The sequence below is a fragment of the Devosia sp. Soil_C_22 genome (assembly GCF_057657195.1).
In genome coordinates this window covers 2688385-2711925 of record NZ_JBDGIY010000001.1, presented here as the reverse complement: position 1 = coordinate 2711925, position 23541 = coordinate 2688385, and the positions used below count along the sequence as shown (strand labels likewise).

The following is a 23541-nucleotide window of genomic DNA, read 5'->3' as shown; positions in this document are numbered from 1 at the left end:
TGCGAGACATGCACAAGCGCTTGACCGCAATCCTGGTCATGACTCTCATCGCGGGTCTCGCCATCGCCAGTGATGGCGGGACCCGCACTGACTTGACGCCCAAGGATCTGGCGCGCGTCCGCGCCGTAACCGCCCCCACCACCGATTTCGAGCACGCCGAGAATTTCGAGCAGCTGCCGGGCGGGGCGGCGAGCGTCAAGAAGCGCGTCAACCAGGACATTTTCTCGTTCTCGTCGGCCAATATCAGCTTCGAACAGGAAGAGCAGTTCAAGCTCGGCAATGCGCTGTTCCGTAAACTCTGGGTGTCGTCACCGTCCTCCACCGAGGCGTCCGACGGGCTCGGGCCGTTCTTCAATGCCCGCGGCTGCCAGAACTGCCACCTGAAGGACGGGCGCGGCCATGTGCCGGTGGGGACCGAGGAAGCCGTCTCGATGTTCCTGCGCCTGTCGGTGCCGCCCAGGACCGAGGCCGAGCATGCCGCGCTCGCCGCCGGCGCCAATGTCATCCCCGAGCCGACCTATGGCGGCCAGCTGCAGAATTTCGCCGTGCAGGGTCTTACGCCCGAGGGCCGCATGGTGGTCGAGTACGCCGACGAGCCGGTGACGCTGGGCGACGGCACTGTCGTCACCCTGCGGCGGCCGACCTACTCGGTCGCCGACCTGGGCTATGGCCCGATGGCCGATGACATGATGCTGAGCCCGCGCATCGCTCCGCAGATGATCGGGCTGGGGCTGGTCGAACAGATCCCCGACGCCGATATCCTCGCTCATGCCGATCCGGACGATGCCGATGGCGACGGCATTTCGGGCCGGCCAAACGAAGTGTGGGATATCGCCTCGCAGAGCTGGCGGGTCGGCCGCTTCGGCTGGAAGGCCGGGCAGGCCTCGATCCGCGCGCAATCGGCCGAGGCCTTTGCCGGCGACATGGGGATCAGCTCGCCGCTGGTGATGAAGCCGCATGGCGATTGCACCGCGGCGCAGGCCGCCTGCCTTGCCGCGCCAACCGGCGAGCAGGCTCGGCTGGGCCCGTCGGAAGCGCCCGATCCGGTGCTCGATCTCGTCGAGTTCTACTCGCAGAACCTGGGCGTGCCGCAGCGCCGTAATGTCGACGACCCGCAGGTGCTGCGTGGCAAGCAGGCGTTCTACGAGACCGGCTGCGTTTCCTGCCACACGCCGAAATTCGTCACCTCGCGCAAGGCCGAGGACAAATCCAAGCAGTTCCAGCTGATCTGGCCCTACACCGACCTCCTGCTGCACGACATGGGCGCCGGGCTCGCCGACCACCGCCCCGAGGGCAAGGCCGATGGCTATGAGTGGCGCACGCCGCCGCTCTGGGGTATCGGGCTCACCGAAACCGTCTCCGGCCACACCGAATTCCTGCACGATGGCCGGGCGCGCAACCTCACCGAGGCCATTCTCTGGCACGGCGGCGAGGCGCAGGCGGCGCGCGACACGTTCGCGGAAATGTCGAAATCGGAGCGCGATGATCTCATCGCTTTCCTGGAGTCGCTGTGATGCGCCGTCTGTTTGCCGCCGCCCTGTTTGCCACCCTTGCGCTGCCCGTGTTCGGGCAGGAGCCGGCGACGCCGCAGCAGGTGGTCGAGCTGGCGATCACCGAGGTGTTCCGTCCGGCCTTCGCACAGTTCGCCGAGGAAGCTGGCTCGCTGCAGACCAATGTCGCGGCGCTGTGCGACACGCCCTCGGCCGATACGCTGGCGACGGCGCAGAACCAGTTCCGTTCGACCGTCACCGCGTGGTCGCGGATCGAGCTCTACCGCTTCGGCCCCCTGATGCAGGACAACCGCACCGACGCGATCCTGTTCTGGCCCGACCGCAAGGGCATCGCGCTGCGCCAGGTACAGGGAGCATTGGCCGACCAGGACCCGACCGCCGCGAGCGCCGACACGCTCGAGGGCAAGAGCGTTGCCATGCAGGGGCTCGGGGCGCTCGAATTCCTGCTGTTCGGCACCGACTACGAAACGCTCGGCAGCGCCGCCGGCGCCTATCGCTGCAGCTATGCCGAGGCGATCACTGGCCTCGTCAGCCAGCGCGCCAAAGCCATGTCGGCCGAGTGGGCCGATCCGGCCGGCATCTCGCAGCGCCTGCTGCAGCCGACCGAGGCCGACCCGGACTATCGCAGCACCCGCGAAGTGCTGGAGGTGCTGGTCGGTACGCTGGCGCATGGCACCGAGGCCATCCGCGACCAGCGGCTGCTGCCCTTTCTCGGCCGCGATGACGCGGCGCCCAAGCCGAAATCGGCGCTGTTCTGGCGTTCGGGCATGACCTTGCCCTCGATCGCCGCCAATTTCGATGGGCTCGAGAGGCTGCTGGAGGGCTCCCGCATCGGCGAGGCGGGCGGCGCGGACGATGCCTGGGTGGCCAACAGCGCCGCCTTCGAGATGGGCAATGTCGCGCGGGCCGTCGGGCTCGTCACCGAGCCGGTCGAAGCCGCCCTGGCCGATCCGAACCAGAAGCAGGCGCTCGACTATCTGGTGATCATCACCCAGTCGCTCGACACGGTGTTCGGCGAAAGCCTTTCGGCCGCGCTCGGCCTGTCTGTCGGCTTCTCCTCGCTGGATGGAGACTGAGCATGTGGCGGCGTCGCGCTTTCCTCAAGGCTGCAGGGGCGGGGTTCGCCGCATCGCTGCTGCCGCGCCGGGCCGAGGCGCTGGAGCGGGCCGAGCTGGTGTTCGCCTCCTCGATCCAGAAGCAGACTGGAGGCTATGCCGCGGCTCTGGTCACCGAGGCGGGCAGCCTCGTCACCACCGTCGACCTGCCGGATCGCGGGCATGACATCACCTTCTCGCCGGTGACGGGGCAGGGCGTCGTCTTCGCCCGCCAGCCCGGCACTTTTGCCCTCGTCTTCGACCCCACTGGCGCCACCCCGCCGCAGACGCTCACCAGCGTCGAGGGCCGGCACTTCTACGGTCACGGTGCGTTCTCGCCCGACGGCAAGCTGCTCTATGCCACCGAGAGCGATTTCGAGAATGCGCGCGGCGTGATTGGCATCTACGACGTGGCGGGCGGCTTCAAGCGCATCGGCGAGTTCGACACGTTCGGCACCGGCCCGCACGAAATGCTGCTGATGCCGGACGGCGAGACCTTCGTCGTCGCCAATGGCGGCATCGAGACCCACCCGGACTACGGGCGCACCGAACTCAACCTCGACACGATGGATCCCTCGATCGCCTTCGTCGATCGCCGCACCGGCTCGCTGATCGGCCAGTTGCGGCTCGATAGCGGCCTGCACCAGCTCTCGATCCGGCACATGGCGTTCGACCACAAAGGCCGCGTCTGGTTCGGCTGCCAGTTCCGCGGGCCTTCGACCGACCAGCCGCAGCTCGTCGGATACGCCACCCGCGACGGCGAAATCCACCTGATCGAGCTGCCGCCCGACATGCTGGGCGATCTGCGCAACTATATCGGCTCGGTCGCCGCCTCGGCCGACGGCGCGCTGATCGGCGTCTCCTCGCCGGAAGGCAACACCATCCTCGCCATCGACCCTGACAAGGGCGCGGTCGTCGCCTCCATGGTCATGGACAATGTCTGCGGCGTCGCCGGCGACGGGGCAGGGCTCCTGGCCTCGAGCGGCGAAGGCGCCATGGGCGGCTTCGCCGGCTCACCGGCGCCGCTCACGACATTCGAGCTGAATTTCGACAATCATTTGCGGCTGTTGCGGGCGGTGTGAGGCACCGCTCTTGTCTTCCCCTGCGAAGCGGTGGAGGGGGACCGCCAAAGGCGGTGGAGGGGGCGGCCACAACCACCGGCTGTCATCCCGGCGAAAGCAGGCATCCAACTCTCCTCCGCGTTGGCGGCGCCATGGATCCCGGCTTTCGCCGGGATGACAGCCGGTGTTTGGTTCAGCCTCACTCCGCCGGTGCCCTCTCCACTTCCGTCTCAATCCAGAAGATCGCCGTACCGCTGACGTCGCCATAGGGCTGGCAGGCTTCGATCGCCGCCTGGTAGCCCTCGGCCATCTGCTTTTCGAATGGCGTGGCTTCTGGGTTGGGGGTGCTGATCCGCACCCCGACCGGCTTGCCGTTGTCGAGGGTCAGCCGCACCACCATGGTGAAATCGGCCGGCTGCCCCTCGGCTTGTTCGGGGAGCGTCTGGCAGGGGGCGATCCGCGCCAGCACATGCGCGCCCAGCACGCAGGCGTAGGGCTCCTCCACGCAGGTCTGACGCATGTCATCGATGGACATGTCCTGCGCGTAGCCGGGGCCGGGGGCCAGCGTGGATGCAACGATCAGCGCGGCAGGCAGATACTTCAAGGAGACGCTCCGCAACGGTCCCTTGTGTAACAATACACCCTTAAGGGTGAAATGAGTTCTTCGGAGTCGGTCCGCGGACGCGGATGGTGCGGCCACCGTCGGGGCTGGTGGGTGGGGGTGGCCAAGTGCGCCGAACCGTCGTTCATCCGCCGTCAATGAGCGGTTCAGAAACGGCCGTTCATCACGTCAGCGCTGCTGGCCCGGTCCGGGCGCAGCCATTGCCGACCCAGCGCGGCCGATCCAGAAAAGTCCATTCCGCTCAGCGGTTTACGGCCACTTGTCCCCACACCGATTCAACGGCGCAGACTCATGCCTCGATAGCGAGGAGACACGCCGATTACCCGGAAAACCGCTACCCCTGCTGAACGAATCCGGCCTCAGGCGTTCACTTGGGCGCGGGACCGGTGCTTTCGCGCAGCACCAGTTCCACCGGCCAGAGCTCGTGGATCGAGCCGGCGGGCTTGCCTTCGAGCAGTTGCAGCAGCAGCTCGCCGACACGGGCGCCGGCCGCGCGGATCGAGGAGCGAGTCGTCGACATGGAGGGGACCATGTTGTCGGCGTTGAGATAGGGGAAGACGTCGTCATGGGCGATCATCGACACGTCCTTGCCGAGCTCGAGACCGGCGGCGCGGATGGCGCGGAAGACGCCGAGCGCGGTCATCATCGAGCCCGCGAGGAAGGCGGTCGGCCGCGGTCGGCGCTCGAGGAAGGCCTGGGCGAGGCGGAAGCCGTTTTCGTCGGTGAAGCGGCCGCCGCCGATCACCTGCGGGTCGGGCACGAGGCCGCGGCTGGTCAGGGCCTGCCGGAAGCCGCGCTCGCGGTGGATGGCGAAGGTCTGGTCCTGCGGGCCGTTGATCATGGCGATCCGGGTATGGCCGAGGTCGATCAGGTGGCTGGTGGCGCGGCGGAAGGCGCCTTCGTTGTCGATGTCGAGCCAGGCATGCGGCACCGCTACGTCGGGGGCGCGGCCATGCAGCACGAAGGGCAGGCCGAGCTCGGTCAGCGCGGCGATGCGGTCGTCGTCGGGGGTGGGGGAGGAGATCACCACGGCGTCGACGCGCTTGCTGGCAGCGAGGCGGCGGAACACCGGCACTTCGTTGTCGGCATCGAGTGGGGTCACCACGATGTCGATCTCGAGCTGCGCCATGCGTTCGGAAATGCCGGAGAGGAATTCCGAGGTATGGGGGCCGAAATGCAGCGATCTCTGCAGTGGCAGGGTGATGCCGATGGCGCCGGCGCGGCCGGTGGCGAGCCGGCGGGCGCTGACATTGGGCCGATAGCCCAGCCGGCGCGCGGCTTCACTGACGCGTTCGCGGGTCGCCTCGTTGACCTCGGGATAGCCGTTCAGCGCACGACTCACCGTCGTCTGCGACAGCCCCAGCTCCGCGGCCAAGTCTTTGAGTTTCATTACCAAATTCGTTTTTGCGCCCAACGGGCGTCGCACTGTCCCAAACAGCGCGCGCCAAGCCCCGAGGGACCATATCGCGAGGCGTCCTCCTCCACCAAGAGAGTTATTCAAAGCGATTTGGAAAGCAAGCGCAAGTGTCGCTGTCCGGACGGGCAGGGCTGAGGTTCGTACCTCAGGGCAAGAGCCGCGCAGCGAGCGTTGTTAATGTTCCGTCCTCATCAACCACTTGAAATTTCACATAAATCTGCGTCGCTCCGTCGAGCTGTTAAGGTTTGCTGTCCGAAACCCGCTTGACAGGCTTTCGCTCCTCTGGATAGCTGTACTTCAAAGCGCTTTGGAAGTTCGGCAGGGCCGTCAGTCGCCCGGTTCCGCAGCGCTTTGGTGGGAGGATGCATGCGGGGAGGGCGCCTTGTCGGGCGCCGTCCGCTCATGGCTGCCTCCCGGTCATAATGTCCCTTGGGAGGAAGATAATGAAATTGAAGTCCCTGATGCTCGGCCTGCTCGCCGGCGCCTCGGCGATCGCCACCGTGCAGGCGGCAGACCTGCAGATCGTGCTCGGCGATACCGGCACCGGGCTGCAGTTCCTGCAGACGCAGATCGATCGCTACGTGGCGCAATACCCGGACGACAAGGTCACGATCGTGCCCATGCCGTCCTCGACTACCGACCAGTTCGGCCAGTACCGCCTGTGGCTCGCGGCCGGCAACACCGACATCGACGTCTACACCACCGACGTGATCTGGGCCCCGCAGCTGGCCGAGCACTTTACCGACCTCACCGAGGCGACCAAGGACATCATCGGCGGCTACTTCCCGGCGATCGTCGAGTCGCAGACGGTGGATGGCAAGCTCGTCGCGCTGCCCTCGTTCACCGACGCGCCGGCGCTCTACTACCGCAAGGACCTGCTGGACAAGTACGGCAAGACTGTCCCGACCACCTGGGATGAGCTGGCGGCTACCGCCAAGGAAATCCAGGATGGCGAGCGCGCCGCCGGCAATGCCGACATGTGGGGCTTCGTGTTCCAGGGCAACGCCTACGAGGGCCTGACCTGCAACGCCCTCGAGTGGGTGAAGTCGAACGGCGGCGGCCAGATCGTCGAGGCCGACGGCACCATCTCGATCAACAACCCGCAGGCGGCTGCCGCCATTGATCGCGCCGCGACCTGGGTCAACAACATCTCCCCGCCGGGCGTGCTGGCCTATACCGAGGAAGAAAGCCGCGGCGTGTGGCAGCTGGGCAATGCCGTGTTCATGCGCAACTGGCCCTATGCCTACGCGCTCGGCAACGGCAGCGACTCCGCCATTGCCGGCAAGTTCGACGTCTCGACACTGCCGATGGGCGATGGCGAAGGCGCGCGGTCGGCGGCAACGCTGGGCGGCTGGAACCTCGCGGTTTCCAAGTACTCGCCGGACCAGGAGTCGGCGATCCGCTTCGTGAAGTTCCTGTCGTCGCCCGACGAGCAGAAGCGCCGCGCCATCGAGATCACCAACCTGCCGACGCTGATGGCGACCTACGATGATGCGGAAGTGGCCGAGAAGGCTCCGATCATCCCGTTGTGGAAGGAAGTATTCCAGAACGCTGTGCCGCGTCCGTCGGCGCCGACCGGCACCAACTACAACGAGGTGAGCTCGCTGTTCTGGTCGGCCGTGCACGAGACGCTGTCGGGCAACGGCTCGGCTGCCGAGAACCTCGAGGGTCTCGAGGCCGACCTGCAGGACCTGCTGGGTCAGTAATCTCCTCCCAAGCCTGGCTTCCGGGGCCTTACGCTCCGGAAGCCGCCGCTTCCTTGGGTGCTGGCGGGCGCCCGATCTCGCGAGGACAAGATGGCGATAACAGAGGCTGCAGGCACGGTCGCTCTGCACAAACCTGCGAAGCGTTCCGATCTCATGCTGCAGCGGCTCGCGGCCGCGCGCTGGTTCCTGCTGCCCATGCTGGCCGCCTTGATGCTGGTTGCCGGCTGGCCGCTGCTGCGCTCGATCTGGTTCTCGTTCACCGACGCCAAGCTCAATACGCTCTATTCGGCCGAGTGGATCGGCTTCGGCAACTACCTGCGCTGGCAGACGCTTTCGAGCGGCGCCATCCGCTGGCGCGGCGTGCTCGCCGATCCGGACTGGTGGAACGCGGTGTGGAACACCCTGCGCTTTGCCGCCATATCGGTGTCGCTCGAGGCCGTGCTCGGAATGCTCGTGGCGCTGGTGCTCAATGCCGAATTCAAGGGCCGCGGCATCGTCCGCGCCGCCATCCTCATTCCCTGGGCCATCCCCACGATCGTTTCGGCCAAGATGTGGCAGTGGATGCTGAACGACCAGTTCGGCATCATCAACGACGTGCTGATCCGGCTCGGGCTGATCAGCCAGAAGATCGCCTGGACCGCCTCGGCGGACACGGCGATGACCGCGGTGCTGATCGTCGACATCTGGAAGACGACGCCGTTCATGGCGCTGCTGATCCTCGCCGGCCTGCAGATGATCCCGCGTGACATCTACGAGGCGGCCAAGGTGGACGGCATCCATCCGGTCAAGGTGTTCTTCCGCGTGACGCTGCCGCTGGTGCGGCCGGCGCTGATGGTGGCGATCATCTTCCGCCTGCTCGACGCGATGCGCATCTTCGACCTGATCTATGTGCTGACGCCCAACAGCAAGGCGACCAAGACCATGTCGGTGCTGGCCCAGGAGAACCTGTTCCAGTTCGATAATTTCGCCGAGGGCTCGACGCAGTCGACGCTGCTCTTCGTGCTCATCCTCGTCCTGACCACGCTGTATATCTGGCTGGGCAAGGTCAATTTCGACGGAGAAGCGAAATGAGCGCCTGGGCCATCACCAAGCGCGCCGCCTTCTACCTGGCGGTGCTGGTTATCATCTTCATCTCGGTCTTTCCGTTCTACTACGCGATCCTGACCAGCTTCAAATCCGGCACCGACCTGTTCCGGATCAGCTACTGGCCGGAATCGTTCAGCCTCGACAACTATGTGTCGGTGCTGAGCGTGGGCAGCTTTCCGCGCAACCTGCTGAACTCGATCTTCATCGCTTCGGTCACGGTGCTGCTGGCGCTGTTCCTCGCCATCACCGCCTCCTTCGCGCTGGCCCGCGTGCGGTTCCGGGGCAGGGGGCTGCTGCTGATGACCATCCTTGCGGTGTCGATGTTCCCGCAGATCGCGGTGCTGGCCGGCCTGTTCGAGCTGATCCGGTTCCTCGGCATCTACAACACCCCGTGGGCGCTGATCTTTTCCTACACGATCTTCACGCTGCCCTTCACCGTGTGGGTGCTGACCACCTTCATGCGCGACCTGCCGATCGAGATCGAGGAAGCGGCCATCGTCGATGGCGCCTCGCCGTGGATCATCATCACCAAGGTGTTCCTGCCGCTGATGTGGCCGGCGCTGGTGACGACGGGCCTGCTCGCCTTCATCGGGGCGTGGAACGAATTCCTGTTCGCGCTGACCTTCACCGTGTCCAACGAGACGCGCACGGTGCCGGTCGCCATCGCGCTGCTCTCGGGCGGCAGCCAGTTCGAAATTCCGTGGGGCGCGATCATGGCGGCCTCGGTCATCGTCACCGTGCCGCTGGTCATCCTCGTCCTCGTTTTCCAGCGCAAGATCATCTCCGGCCTGACCGCCGGCGGCGTAAAGGGTTGAGCCAATGGCGCATATCGAACTCAAGAACATCAAGAAGTCCTTCGGCCTCGTCGACGTGATCAAGGGCGTCGACCTCGAGGTCTTCTCGGGCGAGTTCATGGTCTTTGTCGGCCCCTCGGGCTGCGGCAAGTCCACGCTGCTGCGGCTGATGGCCGGGCTCGAGGACATCACCTCGGGCGAGATGACCTTCGACGGCACGCTGGTGAACTCGCTGGCGCCGAGCAAACGCGGCATCGCCATGGTGTTCCAGAGCTACGCGCTCTACCCGCACATGACGGTGTACGAGAACATGGCCTTCGGCATGCAGCTGGCCAAATCCGACAAGGACGCGATCAGGAAGCGCGTCGAGGCGGCGGCCGAGATGCTGCAGATCACGCCCTATCTGGGGCGCCTGCCCAAGCAGCTGTCGGGCGGCCAGCGCCAGCGCGTCGCCATCGGCCGCGCCATCGTGCGCGATCCCAAGGTGTTCCTGTTCGACGAGCCGCTGTCGAACCTCGACGCCGCGCTGCGCGTCGCGACCCGGCTCGAGATCGCCAAGCTCCATCACCAGATGACCGGCTCGACCATGATCTATGTCACGCACGACCAGGTCGAGGCGATGACGCTGGCCGACCGCATCTGCGTGCTGCGCGACGGCAATGTCGAGCAGGTCGGCACGCCGCTCGAGCTCTACGAGAGCCCGCAGTCGATGTTTGTCGCCGGCTTCATCGGTTCGCCCAAGATGAACTTCCTCAACGGCCAGATCGCTTCGGGCTTTGGCGCCAATACCATCGGCATCCGGTCCGAGCATATCGAGATCACCGATCGCGACGGCGCCTGGAAGGGCAAGGTGGTGCATTCCGAAAATCTCGGCTCGGACAGCTACACCTATGTCGATATCGGCGGCGAGGAGCCGGTGATCGTGCGCGAGGAGGGCACCAGCCGGCATAATCCGGACGATGCGATCTCGATCGCGCCGATCCCGGACAAGGTCCATCGCTTCGACAAGGCCGGCAAGCCGCTCAAACATTAGGCTGAGGCGACGGAATTGCCGCCGGCCCACCCGATTTTTGCCGCACACGCTTGCCAAGCGGAGACACCCGCGGCACTGAGGTAGCGTTGCTCGCCAAAGCGCTTTGAATTGAGACCCGACGGGCCGGAGATCATCCGGCCCTTTCTACGACATCAAGGAGACCATCATGCCGATCAGAGCCACCGTGTGGGGCGAGAATGTCCACGAGCAGAAGAACAAGGCCGTCGCCGAGAACTACCCCATCGGCATGCACGGGCAGATCGCCAAGCTCCTGGGCGAGGACGGCAATATCGTCGCCACGACCGTGACGATGCAGGATCCCGAGCACGGCATGACCGAGAAGAAGCTCGACGAGACCGACGTGCTGCTGTGGTGGGGCCACGCCGCGCACAAGGACGTGGATGACGCCATCGTCGAACGCGTGGTCGAGCGCGTGTGGCAGGGCATGGGCCTGATCGTGCTGCATTCGGGCCACCACTCCAAGGTGTTCAAGCGGCTGATGGGCACGCCGGCGAACCTGCACTGGCGCGAAGCCGGCGAGCGCGAGCGCATCTGGGTGGTCAATCCCGGCCACCCGATCGCCAAGGGCCTCGGCCCCTATTTCGAGCTCGAGAACGAAGAGATGTACGGCGAGCCCTTCTCGGTGCCGGAGCCGCTCGAGACGGTGTTCGTCTCGTGGTTCCAGGGCGGCGAAGTGTTCCGCTCGGGCCTCACCTATCGCCGCGGCGCGGGCAACATCTTCTACTTCCGCCCCGGCCACGAGACCTATCCGACCTATCACGACAAGAATGTGGGCCTCGTGCTCCGCAACGCCGTGAACTGGGCCTTCAATGCCGACCGCCACGCGCACCTGATGAAGGCGCCGAACACCCCGGTCGACAAGGCGATCGAGAAGATCGTCGAGCGCGGCGCGAAGCTGACGCATCACCCGAAGTAAGCCATCAAGCGTGCCGGGCGGCAATGCGGCCCGGCTTTCCTCCGTCCAACTCCAGAACAACGATGCGGCTTCTCATTCTCGGCACCGGCCGGATGGCCAATAGTCACGCCAAGGCGTTCCAGACCATCGAGGGCGTCGAGATGGTCGGCGCCGTCGACACGATCCCGCAAAATCTCGCAACCTTCTGCGACACGTATGGGATCGCGCGGCGCTTTGCCTCGATCGAGGAGGCGCTGGCCTGGGGCGAGTTCGACGCGGTCGACAACATCACGCCGGACTCGATCCACCACCCGACGACGCTGAAGGCCATTGCGGCCGGCAAGCACGTGTTCTGCGAAAAACCGCTGGCGCCCAACTACGCGCTGGCCGCGCAGATGGTGGAGGCCGCTGAGGCCGCCGGCCTCATCAACATGGTCAACCTGACCTATCGGAACGTCGCCGAGCTGCACAAGGCGCGCGAGCTGATCGCGGCGGGGGTGATCGGCGAGGTGAAGCATATCGAGGCGAGCTACCTGCAGCACTGGCTGGCGCTACGCGATTTCAACGACACCGCCAACCTGTCGGGCACGTGGCTGTGGCGGCTGAGCAAGGGCCACGGCTCGAACGGCACGGTCGGCGACATCGGCATCCACATCCTCGATTTCACCACCTTCGCCATCGGCCAGCCGATCACGGCGATGAACTGCCGGCTGCAGACCTTCCGCAAGGTCGACGGCGACCGGATCGGCGAGTACGTGCTCGATGCCAATGACAGCTTCATCATCTCGGCGGAGTTCGCCAACGGCGCCATCGGCACGATCCACTCGTCGCGCTGGGCCTCGGGCCATTCCAACGACCAGAGGCTGCGCGTCTATGGTAACAAAGGCGGGCTCGAGCTGAGCCACGGCCACTGGGGCTCGCTGCTGCGCGTGTGCGCCGGCGAGGATGTCGCGACCTCGACCTGGCGTGAGATCAAGGCCGAGCCGGTCAAGACCAACTACCAGCGCTTCGTCGAGGCGGTGCGTTCGGGCCAGCAGCAGGACCCGGATTTCCGCCACGCTGCGGAGCTGCAGAAAATTCTGGATCTGGCGCTGGTCGCCGATCTCGATCGCAAGGAACACAAGGTCCAGCAGGGCGCGGCCGGACCGGTTCAGAACTGAAGGAACATCACTGATGCGTTTGCTCATCCTCGGCACCGGCGGCATGGCCGCCCAGCATGCCAAGCATTTTTCGGCCATTGACGGCGTGACCCTGGTCGGCGGCGTCGACACTGATCCGGTCCGGCTGGAAAAGTTCAACGCCACGCACGGCATCCCGAACGGCTTCGCCTCGCTCGACGCGGCGATCGCCTGGGGCGAGTTCGACGCGGTGGCCAACGTGACGCCCGACTCGGTACATCACTCGACCTCGATTGCGGCGCTCAAGGCCGGCAAGCACGTGTTCTGCGAGAAGCCGCTCGCCACCGACGCCACCAAGGCGTTCGAGATGGTCGAAGTGGCCGAGGGCTCGGGCCTGATCAACATGGTCAACCTCACCTACCGTAACGTCGCGCAACTGCAGAAGGCACGCGAGATCGTCACGTCGGGGCAGATCGGCATCGTCCGTCACGTCGAGGCGAGCTACCTGCAGAGCTGGCTCGTCTCCAAGGCCTGGGGTGACTGGCGCACCGAGAGCCAGTGGCTGTGGCGCCTGTCGCGCAAGCATGGCAGCAACGGCGTGCTCGGCGATATCGGCGTGCACATCCTCGATTTCGCCTCCTACGGCTCGGGGCTCGACATCAGCCACGTGTTCGCGCGGCTCAAGACCTTCGACAAGGCGCCGGGCAACAAGATCGGCGACTACGATCTCGATGCCAATGACAGCTTCACCATGGCGGTCGATTTCAACAACGGCGCGCTCGGTGTCATCCATGCCAGCCGCTGGGCCACCGGGCACATGAACGAGCTGCGCCTGCGCGTTTATGGCGACAAGGGCGCGGTGGAAGTGCAGCACCGCCATGACGGCTCGCGCCTGCGCGTGTCGCTGGGCGACGACGTCGAGACGGGCACGTGGACGGAAGTCGACGTGCCGGCAGTGCCGACCAACTACCAGCGCTTCGCCGAGGCGGTGAAGACCGGCGTGATGCAGGAGCCGAGCTTCCGACATGCGGCGGAACTGCAGAAGGTGCTCGATCTCGCGAGTGTCTCGGAGCTGCAGCGCAAGGAACTGGCGACCGCCTGATCCGGCACCGGCGGTTATCCGATGGGCGCTCCCTCAGACGAAGGGGCGTCCATTTGTTTTTCTGTCACGCGTTAACACGCGTCGAACAATCACGAGAGACAGCATCAGTCCCGATTGCTAAGCTCGGCACATAATGCAGTGCAGATGTGCGTGATGCTATGGAACAATTGTGGATCGATGTGGTCGGCTATGGTGGAACGGCGTTCACCATCGCCAGCTATTCGATGCGGACAATCATTCCGTTGCGCGTTGCCGGAATCCTCAGCTCGATTTTCTTCATCGGCTACGGACTCATCATTCAATCCTGGCCGATCCTCATCACCGAATGCATCATCCTGCCGCTCAATGTTATTCGGCTGATGCAGGTGCTGGCGCTGCTCAGACAGGTCGAGGCGGCGGCGTCCACCAGCGAGCTGTCGCTGGTATGGCTAAAGCCCTTCGGGCGCCGGCGCCGCTGCAATGCCGGCGATGTGCTGTTCGCGCGCGGCGATGCAGCCGACTATCTACTCGTCCTCGAAAGCGGCGAGTTCGAGCTGCGCGAGGCGGGCATTCATCTCGGGGCCGGCGACGTTGTGGGCGAGATGGGCTTTCTGTCGCCCGGCAACCGGCGCACGATGACGCTGGTCTGCCGCGAGCCGGGTACGATCAGCGCGGTGAGCTACAGCAACGTCAAGCAGCTCTACTTCTCCAACCCGCGCTTCGCGTTCTATTTCCTGCGGCTGGTCAGCGACCGGCTGTTCGACAATCTCGATCGCGCCGAAAAGGCCCGGGTCGTTGCCTGAGGCAATCCGGCAGTCGCGCCCGCGTTTTTCGGCCTTTGCGGCCGGCGCCATTGCAACCGGCGGCCCGGAGCGCCATTTATGGAGCGGGCATGGAGGGTTAGCATGGGTATTCTAGGCGCCATCATCATCGGGTTCATTGTCGGCATCATCGCCAAGCTGATCACGCCGGGCGACCCGAAGCCGCGTGGCTTCATCCTCACTACCGTGCTCGGCATTGTCGGCGCGCTGCTCGCCACCTGGCTCGGGCAAGCGATCGGCTGGTACCAGTCGGGGGAGCCGGCCGGGTTCTTCGGCGCCATCGTCGGCTCGATCATCGTGCTGCTGATCTGGCGGCAGCTGGCGAGACCGCGCTGACGTCATGGATATTCCGACCATCGAGACCGAGCGACTGATCCTGCGCGCCTATGCGCCGGACGATTTCGAGGCCTTTGCCGCCATGTGGGCCGATCCCGACGTGGTGCATTTCATCGGCGGGCGCGTGTTTTCACGCGAGCAATCCTGGCAACGCTTCCTGACGCGCGCCGGCGGCTGGCAGCACATGGGTTTCGGCTTTTTCGCGGTGATCGAGAAGGCATCGGGTCACCTGGTCGGCGAGGCCGGCTTTCACGAAGCGCGGCGGGTGATCGAGCCGCCGCTCGAGGGTACGCTGGAAGCCGGTTGGGCGCTGATGCCGGTGGCACAGGGCTGGGGCTATGCCACCGAGGCGATGAACGCGGCGATCAGCTGGGCCGGCGGCGCCTTTCCAGGCCGGCGCATGACCTGCCTGATCAACGTCGACAACCTCGCCTCGATGCGGGTGGCGGCGCGACTGGGATTCACGGAGTTCGCCCGCACTGTGTACGCCGACGACAAGGTGGTGCTGTTCGAGCGGAGCTGAGCCTCCCGCTCGATGTCATTCCGGCGGAGGCCGGAATCCATCCTGCGGTAGAAGCGTCCGCGACGAGTGCCGAGACATCTCAGGATGGGCCCCGGCCTGCGCCGGGGTGACCCGGTGGGGTGGATACTCGGCGCCTGAACCGAAGGATCCAACAAAAAAGGGCGCCCTGGGGCGCCCTTTTCGTATGCGGTGTCGAGCCGGTTACTGCGCGGCGGGAGCGGCCGGAGCCATGGCGGGAGCTTCCATGGCCGGAGCCATTGCCGGGGCTTCCATCGCGGCCGGAGGCGCAGGGGCGGCGGCGGGAGCTGCCGGTGCAGGCGTAGCGGGAGCCGGGGCAGTGGTCGGTGCAGCCGGAGCCGTAGTGGCGGGAGCTGCCGGGGCGGCAGGCGCCGTCGCCGGAGCGGCCGGAGCCGCGGCTGGAGCAGCAGGCGCCTCGGCAGGAGCCGCCGGTTCGGCCGGCGAGGCGTCGGTGATGCGGCCGTCGGTGTAGGGGGTGTACTCGCCGCCCTGCTTGGCGACGAAGTCGGCCAGCACCTGCTCCAGTGGCGGGCCGAAGTCGTAGGCGTTCATGCCGTTGGAGTCGAACAGGGCATAGCCGTCGCCGCCGGTGCGCATGAAGTTGTTGGTCACGACGCCATAGGTCGCTTCCGGATCGATCGCGGTCCAGGCATCGCCGTCCTGCACCTCGACGTCGCTGATGCGCTCGCCGGCGGGCTTGGACTTGTCGAACGTGTACTTGAGGCCGGCGACCTGCGGGAAGCGGCCGGCGCCGTTCTCGATGTCGGACACGCCGTTCTCGAGCGAGGCGACGACGTCGGCGCCCTTGAGCTGGAAAGTGGCGAGCGTGTTGGAGAAGGGCAGCACGGTCAGCACTTCGCCCATGGTGATCTCGCCGGCATCGATCGAGGCGCGCAAGCCACCGCCATTCTGGATGGCGATGCTGACGCCCTGGTCCTTGACGCGGTCGAGCATGGCGTCGGCGACGAGGTTGCCCATCGTGCATTCCTCGGCGCGGCACACGGTGCGGTCGCCATTGATAACGTCGGTGGCGTTGCCGATGACCTCGGACTTCAGCTCCTCGAGCGGAGCGGCCTTTTCGGCAAGCCGGTCGAGGAAGCCCTGGTCGGGCGTGACCGACGCATCGAGCAGGATCGGAGCGCCCTCGGCGGAGGTGACGTTGCCGTCGTCGTCCCAGGTGACGGTCAGCTCGCCCAGCACCTTGCCGTACTGGCCGGCCTGCACGATCGGCACGTCGACGCCGTCGGGGTTCTTGACGAGGGTGGGGTAGGGGCCGGCCTCACCTTCGCCGGTGCCGAGGAAGGTGTGCGAGTGGCCGCCCACGATCACGTCGACGCCGGAGACGGCCTTGGCCAGTTCCTGATCGACGGTGTAGCCGAGGTGGCCCAGCACGATGATCTTGTCGATGCCGGCCGATTCGAGGCCGCCCACGGCGCCCTTGACGTATTCGGTGGCGCTTTCGAAGGCGACGTTCGGGCCGGTCGAGGCGATGGCGGGCGTTTCCTCGGTCGTGGCCCCGATGATGCCGACCTTCTCGCCGGCAATGTTCAGCACGATCACGCCCGGCGGCAGGCCCTTGAGGTCAGCGTCCTTGGTGGTGTCGTAGTTGCCGCCGATGATCGGAAACTTCGCCGAAGCGAGGAATTTCGCGAACTCGCCCGGACCATCGTCGAACTCGTGGTTGCCGGTGGCGACCACGTCGAAGCCCATGTCGTTCATGAAGTCCGACACGATATCCGACTTGTACTGGGTGAAGAACAGGGACCCCTGGAAGTTGTCGCCGGCCGACAGCAGCACGACGTTCTTGCCGGCAGCTTCCGCCGCGCTGCGCTCGGTATCGATCGCGGTCTTCAGCCGCGCGATGCCGCCGAAGCATTCGCCGGCGGCCTCGCCCTCGGCGTCACAGGTCGAATCCGTCGCGGTGATCGACTCGAAGCGCGAGTGGAAATCGTTGATGTGCAGGATGGTGAGCGAGAATTCGGCCTGCGCCGCACCGGCGAAACCGGCCGTAAGCGCCAGCGCCGAGGCGCCGAGCAAGAGCTTCTTCATTATCCCTGTCCTTTGCTTTCAATCCGGTTGGCCCGGACCCCTTCTCGCACTGGATTGCAACGCCGGTGTAACAGGTGCTCAGTCCCCCAGACCGCCGTCCGCAACTCCAGTGGAGGGACGAGTTAACTATAGTTCGGCGCTTTGCGGAAGGTGGGTGGGCTGTCGCTTTTGGGCTTGGCGTGGCGGCCCGATTGGGTAAATCTCCAGCCCGTTTTTGCGGGTTGCGGGAGTCGTCTTATGCGTAGTGCACTTATCGTCTGGGGTGGTTGGAACGGGCATGACCCGGAGGAGTGCGCGGCGATCTATCGGCGCTGGCTGCACGAGGACGGCTATTCCGTCCGCGTCGAGACCGATCTCAGCGTGCTGGCCGACCCGGCAATCCACGAGCTCAGCCTGATCGTGCCGATCTATACGATGAGCAAGATCGAGAAGGAGCCGGTGCAGAACCTGGTCAAAGCCATCGAGGGTGGCGTCGGGCTCGCCGGCCACCATGGCGGCATGTCGGACGCGTTCCGGGACTCGGTGGATTACCAGTTCGTCGTCGGCGGCCAGTGGGTCGCCCATCCGGGCAACATCATCGACTACACGGTCGACGTGACCAAGCCGGAGGACCCGATCATGGCCGGCATCCCGGCGTCGTTCCCCTACACGTCCGAGCAGTACTACATGCACATGGATCCCTCGGTCGAAGTGCTCGCCACCACCACCTTCTCGGGGCAATACGCGCCCTGGACCAAGGACGTGGTGATGCCGGTGGTGTGGAAGCGCATGTATGGCGCCGGCAAGGTGTTCCACTCGACGCTCGGCCATCGCGCCAGCGAGTTCGAGAACCCCAACATGGCGACCATCCTGCGGCGCGGCATCAACTGGGCGGCGCGGGCGGAGGCCTGATCACCAGCGGAGCGCGAAACGCCCGATGAGGGCGCCGAGCCCCGCAACGATCAGCACACCCAGCGTGTACCAGATGGTAACGAAGGGCATGCCGCTTTCCGTGCAGTGGAAGGCATAGACCCAGGTGGCAGCGCCGCCGGCGAGCAGGCCGGCGGCAAAGCCCGCGAGCGTCGGGTTGGTCGGCGCCGCGCGGCGCATCGCGAAGGCCACCGCGGCATAGATTGGCGCCGACAGCGCGACGATATAGAGCGGGCAGACCAGGGCGGAGCCGCCAATGGTCAGCGTGCGCACGTGATCAGGACCCATCAGCAGCATCTGGACGATGCCGGCGATACCCATCAGCGCCACCAGCCCGACGATCCAGGCGGCGACACGCGCCATGCTGCCGCCGGGCCGGGCGAGCCTGAGGGCTGCAAGCCCGCCGAGCAAGGCGAACAGGCTGGTAAAGGCGAACTTGCTCCAGAACATCATGGTGCCGGCGGCAGCCATCACGTCGGGGCGCAGGCCGAGCCACGCGAGCATCAACGTGCCGGCGCCGGCGACCCCGAGCGCCGTCCAGCCGAACAGCCGCATCGGCAGGGCCGTGCGAGGCGTCGGCTTCAGGTCGTCCGTGAGGCGGTCGATCAGGTCGTCAGCCATCGAGCTTGCCTCCGAACCGTGCCGCCAGCGATTTCAGGCCGCGATGGATGGAAACCTTGGCGGCCGTCTCGGTCATGCCCAGCCGCGCGGCAGCATCTGCGACGGAAGCGCCCTCGAGCTTGACCTGGCGGATCAATGCCGCCGGCTTTTCGGGGATGGTGCCGAGCGCCGCCTCGACATCGATGCGGGCAGTGGTCGCCTCGCTCACGTCATCGGCGAAGATGGCCGCATCCTCCTCGAGCGGCAGGGTGGCGCGCAGCTTGTGGCGGCGGAAATGGTCGATGAGCTTGTAGCGCGCGATAGCGTGCACCCAAGCGGTGAAGGGCTGGCTGCGATCGTAAGTCATGCGCTTGGCGTGGACGGCCAACAGCGTCTCCTGAACCAGGTCATCGGCATTGGCTGCCAGCGACGGCGCGAGCCGACGCGCGAAGTAGCGCAACAAGTGCCCGCGTAGGTCGGTGAGCAGCAGGCGATAGGCTGCGGCATCGCCGTCGAGCGCCTTCAGCATCAGCGGGCGCAGGCGCGCTTCCATATCCCCGGCGATGCTCATTGTACCTGTGTTCGTTCGACTGGCAGACGAGGTTACATCGCCCGCCCCCGGCTGTCTCGCGATCACTTGCCTGTGAGCGCGTAACCGGTCGTAGCGCCGCCCCGAACTCCCTGATCGTAACCGCCATCGCGGCGGCCAACGGGAGAATCTCGATGAAATCCACCTTGCTTGCCCTTGCCCTGACTGTCGCCGCGCTTGGCTCGGGCGCCGCCATCGCACAGGATGCGATGTCGTCGCCCATGCAGAGCGACGCGATGGGCAGCGACATGATGATGTCGCCCGACCAGATGATGAGCATGTGCCTCGAGAAGGCCGCCATGGCGACCGATGCGATGATGAAGGCCGACAACGAAAAGGCGTGTCACACCGTGCACGACCTGCTGACGGGCGACGCGACGATGTCGCAGCCGATGGCGCCCGACGCCATGGCGCCCAATGCGATGTCCGGTGGCGCGATGGCTCCGGCGCAATAAACTGTCCGTGATAGGCTGCAATCTGCTCCCGAACAGTCGTTGCTTCGGCGATTGTTCGGGGGCGAACAGGGGATTTGGATGACGGACCAGGCCATCGATAGTCTCGTGCCGGAAAGGCCGACCAAGGCGAAGGGACCGCTGGTCTATCGTCAGTCGATCTTCACGCGCGTCACTCACTGGGTGTGGGTGATCGCCATGTTCTTCCTGCTGCTCTCGGGGCTGCAGATCTGGAACGCGCATCCGGCACTCTATGTCGGCCAGGAATCGGGATTCGCCTACGACAACGCGATCCTGCGCATCGGGGCCGAGAACACCGATGCCGGCCCGCGCGGCTTCACCACGATCTTCGGCCAGAAGTTCGACACCACCGGCGTGCTCGGCATGAGCGGCAGCGAGGCGCGGCCGCAATATGTGGGCTTTCCGGGGTGGGTCACGATCCCGTCGGTCCGCGATCTCGGGACGGGACGCGTGGTGCACTTCTTTTTTGCCTGGGTGCTGGTCGGGACGCTCGCCATCTGGGCCATTGCCAGCCTGCTCAACGGGCATCTGTGGCGTGACGTCATCCTCAAGCCGCGCGATCTGCGAGCGCTGCCGCGCGACATCATCGAGCACCTGCGCTTCCGCTTCCATCACGGCCGCAGCTACACGCCGCTGCAGAAGTTCGCCTATTTCGGCGTGTTCTTCGTGCTGTTTCCGCTGATCATCCTCACCGGACTTTCGATGTCGCCGACGATGAATGCGGGCTGGCCGTGGCTGGTCGACGTCTTCGGCGGGCGACAGACGGCGCGCACCATCCACTTCATCGTCATGGTGCTGCTGGTGCTGTTCTTCGTCGTCCACATCGCCATGGTCGTCCTCGCTGGGCCTATCAACGAGCTGCGCTCGATGATCACCGGCTACTACCGCACCAGCCCCGGTGCCGAACCGGACCAGGAGAAGCCGGAATGAGCAAGCTGATCCTCAATCGCCGGCGCCTGCTCGGGTTGGGCGCCGCTTCGGGCGCCTCGCTGATCCTCGCCGGCTGCGACCAGTTCGATTTCCTCGTCCGCCGCGACGATCCGGTGCGCGATTTCCTCGAGCGCGCCAACAGTCTCACCTACGCGGCGCAGCGGGCGCTGGTCGGCGACCAGGCGCTGGCGCGTGAGTTCTCGATGAGCGAGATCCGGCAGGGTCAGCGCCCCAATGGCTCGACCGATCCGCGCACCAATGTGCCTGAATATCAGCAGCTATTCGACACCGGCTTTGCCGACTACCGGCTGAAGGTCACGGGTCTGGTCGAGACGGAGAAGTCCTACTCGCTCGCTGAGCTGCGCAACATGCCGGGGCAGAGCCAGATCACCCGGCACGATTGCGTCGAGGGCTGGAGCTGCATCGCCAAATGGACCGGCGTGCGGCTGAGCCGGCTGCTCGACGAAGCGAAGGTGAAGCCGGGCGGGAAGTTCCTCGTGTTCCATTGCTTCGACCAGCTCGGCGGCGGCCTCTCGGGCGCGGTGCCCTACTATGAGAGCTGCGACCTGATCGACGCCTTCCATCCGCAGACGATGGCGGCTTTCGGGCTCAACGACCAGACGCTGCCGGTCGAGAACGGCGCCCCGGTGCGCGTCCGCATCGAACGGGCGCTCGGCTACAAGCAGCCGAAATACGTGCACACGATCGAGGTGGTGGACGGGTTTTCGCAGTACGGCCTGGGGCAGGGGGGATATTGGCCTGACCAGGGATATGACTGGTACGGGGGGATTTGAGGCGGCGCATCTCGCGATGAAGGACGATGACTGTCTGACAGCTCGGTGCCGACAGATACCCCCCACCCTGTCCCTCCCCCGCAAGGGGGGAGGTGACCTGCGCTCGCAAGTCGTCATGCAACAGGCACCGGCGACAGCGTTGGCGTCTCCCTCCCCCTTGCGGGGAGGGGACAGGGGTGGGGGTATCTTTAGCGCCGATGCTGGACCACCAATTCGGGCCGCATACCAGCCCCGCCCTTGCCAAATGCCCCGCCTTGGCCCATATGCACGCCATTCGCCCAACGCGGCGATGGACTTCTCTTCTTACTGGCCAAAACGGTGAGCGGCGAAGTGCCCCGGGAATGTACCCCACGAGGGTGGGACCACCGGGAGACAGCGTAACCGTGCGGCAATCCAGCTGCCATTGCATCGAATATTCATCCTGCGCGCCGGGACCATCGGGTCCGACGGCGCGACTTACGCGCCGTTTGGCCGGCGCCAATGAAAGACAACGACTTGACCAAGACCTTTTCCGAACTCGGCCTTTCCGCGCAGCTCGTCAGCGCGCTGACCGCTGCCGGCTTCGATACGCCTACTCCCATCCAGGCCAAGGCCATCCCGCCGCAGCTCGAGCGCCGCGACATCATGGGCATCGCCCAGACCGGCTCGGGCAAGACGGCGGCGTTCGGCCTGCCCATCCTTGCCGGCATCGCCCAGCTCGGTGGTCGCCCCAATCCGATGACGACGCGGGCGCTGATCCTTGCGCCGACCCGCGAGCTCGCGGTGCAGATCGACGAGGTGCTGCACAAGCTCGCCGGCGCCAAGCTGACCACAGTGCTCGTCCTCGGCGGCGCCTCGCGCGCCGGCCAGATCAACAAGATCGCTCGCGGCGTCGACGTGGTCATCGCCACGCCCGGCCGCCTAAAGGACCTGATCGACGATCGCAAGCTCAAGCTCACCGAGACGCGGTGGCTGGTGCTCGACGAGGCCGATCGCATGCTCGACATGGGCTTCATCAATGCGGTGAAGCAGATCGCTGCCGCCATCGGCCCGCGCCGGCAGACGGCGATGTTCTCGGCCACCATGGCGCCCGAGATCGCCGATCTCGCCAAGGGCCTGCTGAACGATCCAGTGCGCGTCGAGGCCAATCCGCCGGCGCAGACGGCCGGCACCATCGAGCAGCGGGTGATCCTATCCGGCTCGAAGGAAAAGCGCGGCGTGCTCAACGAGCTGCTGAAGGACCCGGCGCTGAGCCGCGTCATCATCTTCTCGCGCACCAAGCACGGCGCCGATCGCGTAGCCAAGAACCTCGAGGCCGACGGCCATGTCGCCGCGGCGATTCACGGCAACAAGTCCAACAATGCCCGCCAGGCGGCTCTCAAGGGCTTCTCGTCGGGGCAGGTCCGGCTGCTGGTCGCGACCGATATCGCGGCGCGCGGCATCGACGTGCAGAACATCACGCACGTGATCAACTACGAGCTGCCCGACGACGCCGAGAACTACGTGCACCGCATCGGCCGCACCGGCCGTAACGGCGCCTCGGGCGCGGCGATCACCCTGTGCGACGGCACCGAGCGCGGCAAGCTGCGCGATGTCGAGCGGTTGATCCGGCGTACGCTGCCGATCTCGGGCGAGCTCAAGGGCGCCGGCGGCGAGGTCATCCCGGCCGCCGAGGTGGCGAAGCTGCCGATCCCCAAGGCGGCGCCCAAGCAGGGCCAGTCGCGTGGTGGTGCCCGGCCGGAAGGTCAGTCGCGTGGCGGTGCGCGTTCGGATGGCCAGCGCAAGCAGGCCAATGCCGGCCGGCATTTCTCGGGCGCGAAGAAGGCGGCGATCATGGATGGCCGCCGCGGCCATGGCGGCAACGAGCAGCAGGTGCGTGGCGGTGCCGGCACCGGCAGCAACGTGTCGCGCAACGGCGGCGCTGCGGCCACGGCTCCGGGCTGGTGGGAGAAGCCGACCGGCTCGGGTCCGGCCACCCCGCCCAAGGCGAACAAGCAGCGCTGGAACAAGAAGCAGAAAGACGCCGGGCGCGCGCGTCGTGCCAACGTCGCCAGCGCCGGCTAACTCCGGAACGAACCCGT

At 66.0% G+C, this 23541-nt stretch carries 23 protein-coding genes; 18 read left to right on the top strand and 5 right to left on the bottom strand.

The features are described 5' to 3' along the window. The first annotated feature begins 8 nt into the window (after positions 1-8). Genes AC3A6I_RS13270 through AC3A6I_RS13260 form a run of 3 tightly spaced genes read left to right on the top strand, consistent with a single transcriptional unit; the run spans position 9 to position 3687 of the window. Positions 9-1514, top strand: coding sequence for a di-heme oxidoreductase family protein (locus tag AC3A6I_RS13270; protein WP_487544193.1), 1506 nt, complete (start codon positions 9-11; stop codon positions 1512-1514). After that, positions 1514-2587, top strand: coding sequence for an imelysin family protein (locus AC3A6I_RS13265; RefSeq protein WP_487544192.1), 1074 nt, complete (start codon positions 1514-1516; stop codon positions 2585-2587). Before AC3A6I_RS13270 ends, AC3A6I_RS13265 begins: the two co-directional genes overlap by 1 nt. A gap of 2 nt (positions 2588-2589) precedes the next feature. After that, complete coding sequence (locus tag AC3A6I_RS13260) at positions 2590-3687, top strand: DUF1513 domain-containing protein (RefSeq protein WP_487544191.1); 1098 nt, start codon at positions 2590-2592, stop codon at positions 3685-3687. A 178-nt stretch (positions 3688-3865) separates the two neighbouring features. On the opposite strand, the gene AC3A6I_RS13255 is transcribed toward AC3A6I_RS13260, so the two are convergent. Continuing rightward, a complete protein-coding gene (locus AC3A6I_RS13255) occupies positions 3866-4270 on the bottom strand; it encodes a hypothetical protein (RefSeq protein ID WP_487544190.1) in 405 nt (134 codons plus the stop codon). Positions 4271-4655: 385 nt separating this feature from the next. Next, positions 4656-5678, bottom strand: a complete 1023-nt coding sequence (locus tag AC3A6I_RS13250) for a LacI family DNA-binding transcriptional regulator (RefSeq protein ID WP_487544189.1) — start codon at positions 5676-5678, stop codon at positions 4656-4658. A gap of 470 nt (positions 5679-6148) precedes the next feature. On the opposite strand from AC3A6I_RS13250, the gene AC3A6I_RS13245 reads away from it, so the two are divergent. From AC3A6I_RS13245 to AC3A6I_RS13200, 10 genes are all read left to right on the top strand, one after another. Beyond that, the gene (locus tag AC3A6I_RS13245; protein WP_487544188.1) at positions 6149-7411 is read left to right on the top strand and encodes an ABC transporter substrate-binding protein; all 1263 of its coding nucleotides are present in this window, start codon (positions 6149-6151) and stop codon (positions 7409-7411) included. 90 nt (positions 7412-7501) lie between these two features. Then, positions 7502-8482 carry a carbohydrate ABC transporter permease gene (locus tag AC3A6I_RS13240; RefSeq protein WP_487544187.1) on the top strand — a complete coding sequence of 327 codons (981 nt, stop codon included), beginning with the start codon at positions 7502-7504 and terminating at the stop codon, positions 8480-8482. Next, positions 8479-9312 (top strand): carbohydrate ABC transporter permease, encoded by an 834-nt coding sequence (locus tag AC3A6I_RS13235; protein WP_487544186.1) that lies wholly within the window; start codon positions 8479-8481, stop codon positions 9310-9312. The genes AC3A6I_RS13240 and AC3A6I_RS13235 overlap by 4 nt, the downstream gene beginning before the upstream one ends. A 4-nt stretch (positions 9313-9316) precedes the next feature. Further along, a complete protein-coding gene (locus AC3A6I_RS13230; RefSeq protein WP_487544185.1) occupies positions 9317-10324 on the top strand; it encodes an ABC transporter ATP-binding protein in 1008 nt (335 codons plus the stop codon). Between the two features lie 166 nt (positions 10325-10490). Then, complete coding sequence (locus AC3A6I_RS13225; protein ID WP_487544184.1) at positions 10491-11261, top strand: ThuA domain-containing protein; 771 nt, start codon at positions 10491-10493, stop codon at positions 11259-11261. A gap of 62 nt (positions 11262-11323) precedes the next feature. Continuing rightward, positions 11324-12400 carry a Gfo/Idh/MocA family protein gene (locus AC3A6I_RS13220; RefSeq protein ID WP_487544183.1) on the top strand — a complete coding sequence of 359 codons (1077 nt, stop codon included), beginning with the start codon at positions 11324-11326 and terminating at the stop codon, positions 12398-12400. Between the two features lie 13 nt (positions 12401-12413). After that, positions 12414-13460 carry a Gfo/Idh/MocA family protein gene (locus AC3A6I_RS13215; RefSeq protein WP_487544182.1) on the top strand — a complete coding sequence of 349 codons (1047 nt, stop codon included), beginning with the start codon at positions 12414-12416 and terminating at the stop codon, positions 13458-13460. Between the two features lie 158 nt (positions 13461-13618). After that, positions 13619-14242: a cyclic nucleotide-binding domain-containing protein gene (locus AC3A6I_RS13210; RefSeq protein ID WP_487544181.1), complete on the top strand. Its 624-nt coding sequence runs from the start codon at positions 13619-13621 to the stop codon at positions 14240-14242. Positions 14243-14344: 102 nt separating this feature from the next. Then, positions 14345-14596 (top strand): GlsB/YeaQ/YmgE family stress response membrane protein, encoded by a 252-nt coding sequence (locus AC3A6I_RS13205; protein WP_487544180.1) that lies wholly within the window; start codon positions 14345-14347, stop codon positions 14594-14596. Positions 14597-14600: 4 nt separating this feature from the next. Then, complete coding sequence (locus tag AC3A6I_RS13200; RefSeq protein WP_487544179.1) at positions 14601-15119, top strand: GNAT family N-acetyltransferase; 519 nt, start codon at positions 14601-14603, stop codon at positions 15117-15119. A 201-nt stretch (positions 15120-15320) separates the two neighbouring features. Here the strand turns inward: AC3A6I_RS13200 and AC3A6I_RS13195 are convergent, their stop codons facing one another. Beyond that, positions 15321-17186, bottom strand: coding sequence for a bifunctional metallophosphatase/5'-nucleotidase (locus tag AC3A6I_RS13195; protein ID WP_487544178.1), 1866 nt, complete (start codon positions 17184-17186; stop codon positions 15321-15323). A gap of 237 nt (positions 17187-17423) precedes the next feature. On the opposite strand from AC3A6I_RS13195, the gene AC3A6I_RS13190 reads away from it, so the two are divergent. After that, a complete protein-coding gene (locus tag AC3A6I_RS13190) occupies positions 17424-18077 on the top strand; it encodes a ThuA domain-containing protein (RefSeq protein ID WP_487544177.1) in 654 nt (217 codons plus the stop codon). Here AC3A6I_RS13190 and AC3A6I_RS13185 read toward each other — a convergent pair whose 3' ends face one another. Continuing rightward, positions 18078-18716 (bottom strand): NrsF family protein, encoded by a 639-nt coding sequence (locus AC3A6I_RS13185; protein ID WP_487544176.1) that lies wholly within the window; start codon positions 18714-18716, stop codon positions 18078-18080. After that, entirely contained in the window at positions 18709-19266 is a 558-nt protein-coding gene (locus tag AC3A6I_RS13180) for a sigma-70 family RNA polymerase sigma factor (protein ID WP_487544175.1), read from the bottom strand. The genes AC3A6I_RS13185 and AC3A6I_RS13180 overlap by 8 nt, the downstream gene beginning before the upstream one ends. A 152-nt stretch (positions 19267-19418) precedes the next feature. Here AC3A6I_RS13180 and AC3A6I_RS13175 point away from each other — a divergent pair, with 152 nt between their 5' ends. The 4 genes from AC3A6I_RS13175 to AC3A6I_RS13160 all read left to right on the top strand — a co-directional run bounded on the left by AC3A6I_RS13175 (position 19419) and on the right by AC3A6I_RS13160 (position 23524). Next, complete coding sequence (locus AC3A6I_RS13175; RefSeq protein WP_487544174.1) at positions 19419-19739, top strand: hypothetical protein; 321 nt, start codon at positions 19419-19421, stop codon at positions 19737-19739. Between the two features lie 78 nt (positions 19740-19817). Then, positions 19818-20687, top strand: a complete 870-nt coding sequence (locus tag AC3A6I_RS13170) for a cytochrome b/b6 domain-containing protein (protein ID WP_487544173.1) — start codon at positions 19818-19820, stop codon at positions 20685-20687. Further along, positions 20684-21481, top strand: a complete 798-nt coding sequence (locus AC3A6I_RS13165; RefSeq protein ID WP_487544172.1) for a molybdopterin-dependent oxidoreductase — start codon at positions 20684-20686, stop codon at positions 21479-21481. Before AC3A6I_RS13170 ends, AC3A6I_RS13165 begins: the two co-directional genes overlap by 4 nt. 495 nt (positions 21482-21976) lie before the next feature. Continuing rightward, a complete protein-coding gene (locus AC3A6I_RS13160; RefSeq protein ID WP_487544171.1) occupies positions 21977-23524 on the top strand; it encodes a DEAD/DEAH box helicase in 1548 nt (515 codons plus the stop codon). The last annotated feature ends 17 nt before the right edge of the window (positions 23525-23541 follow it).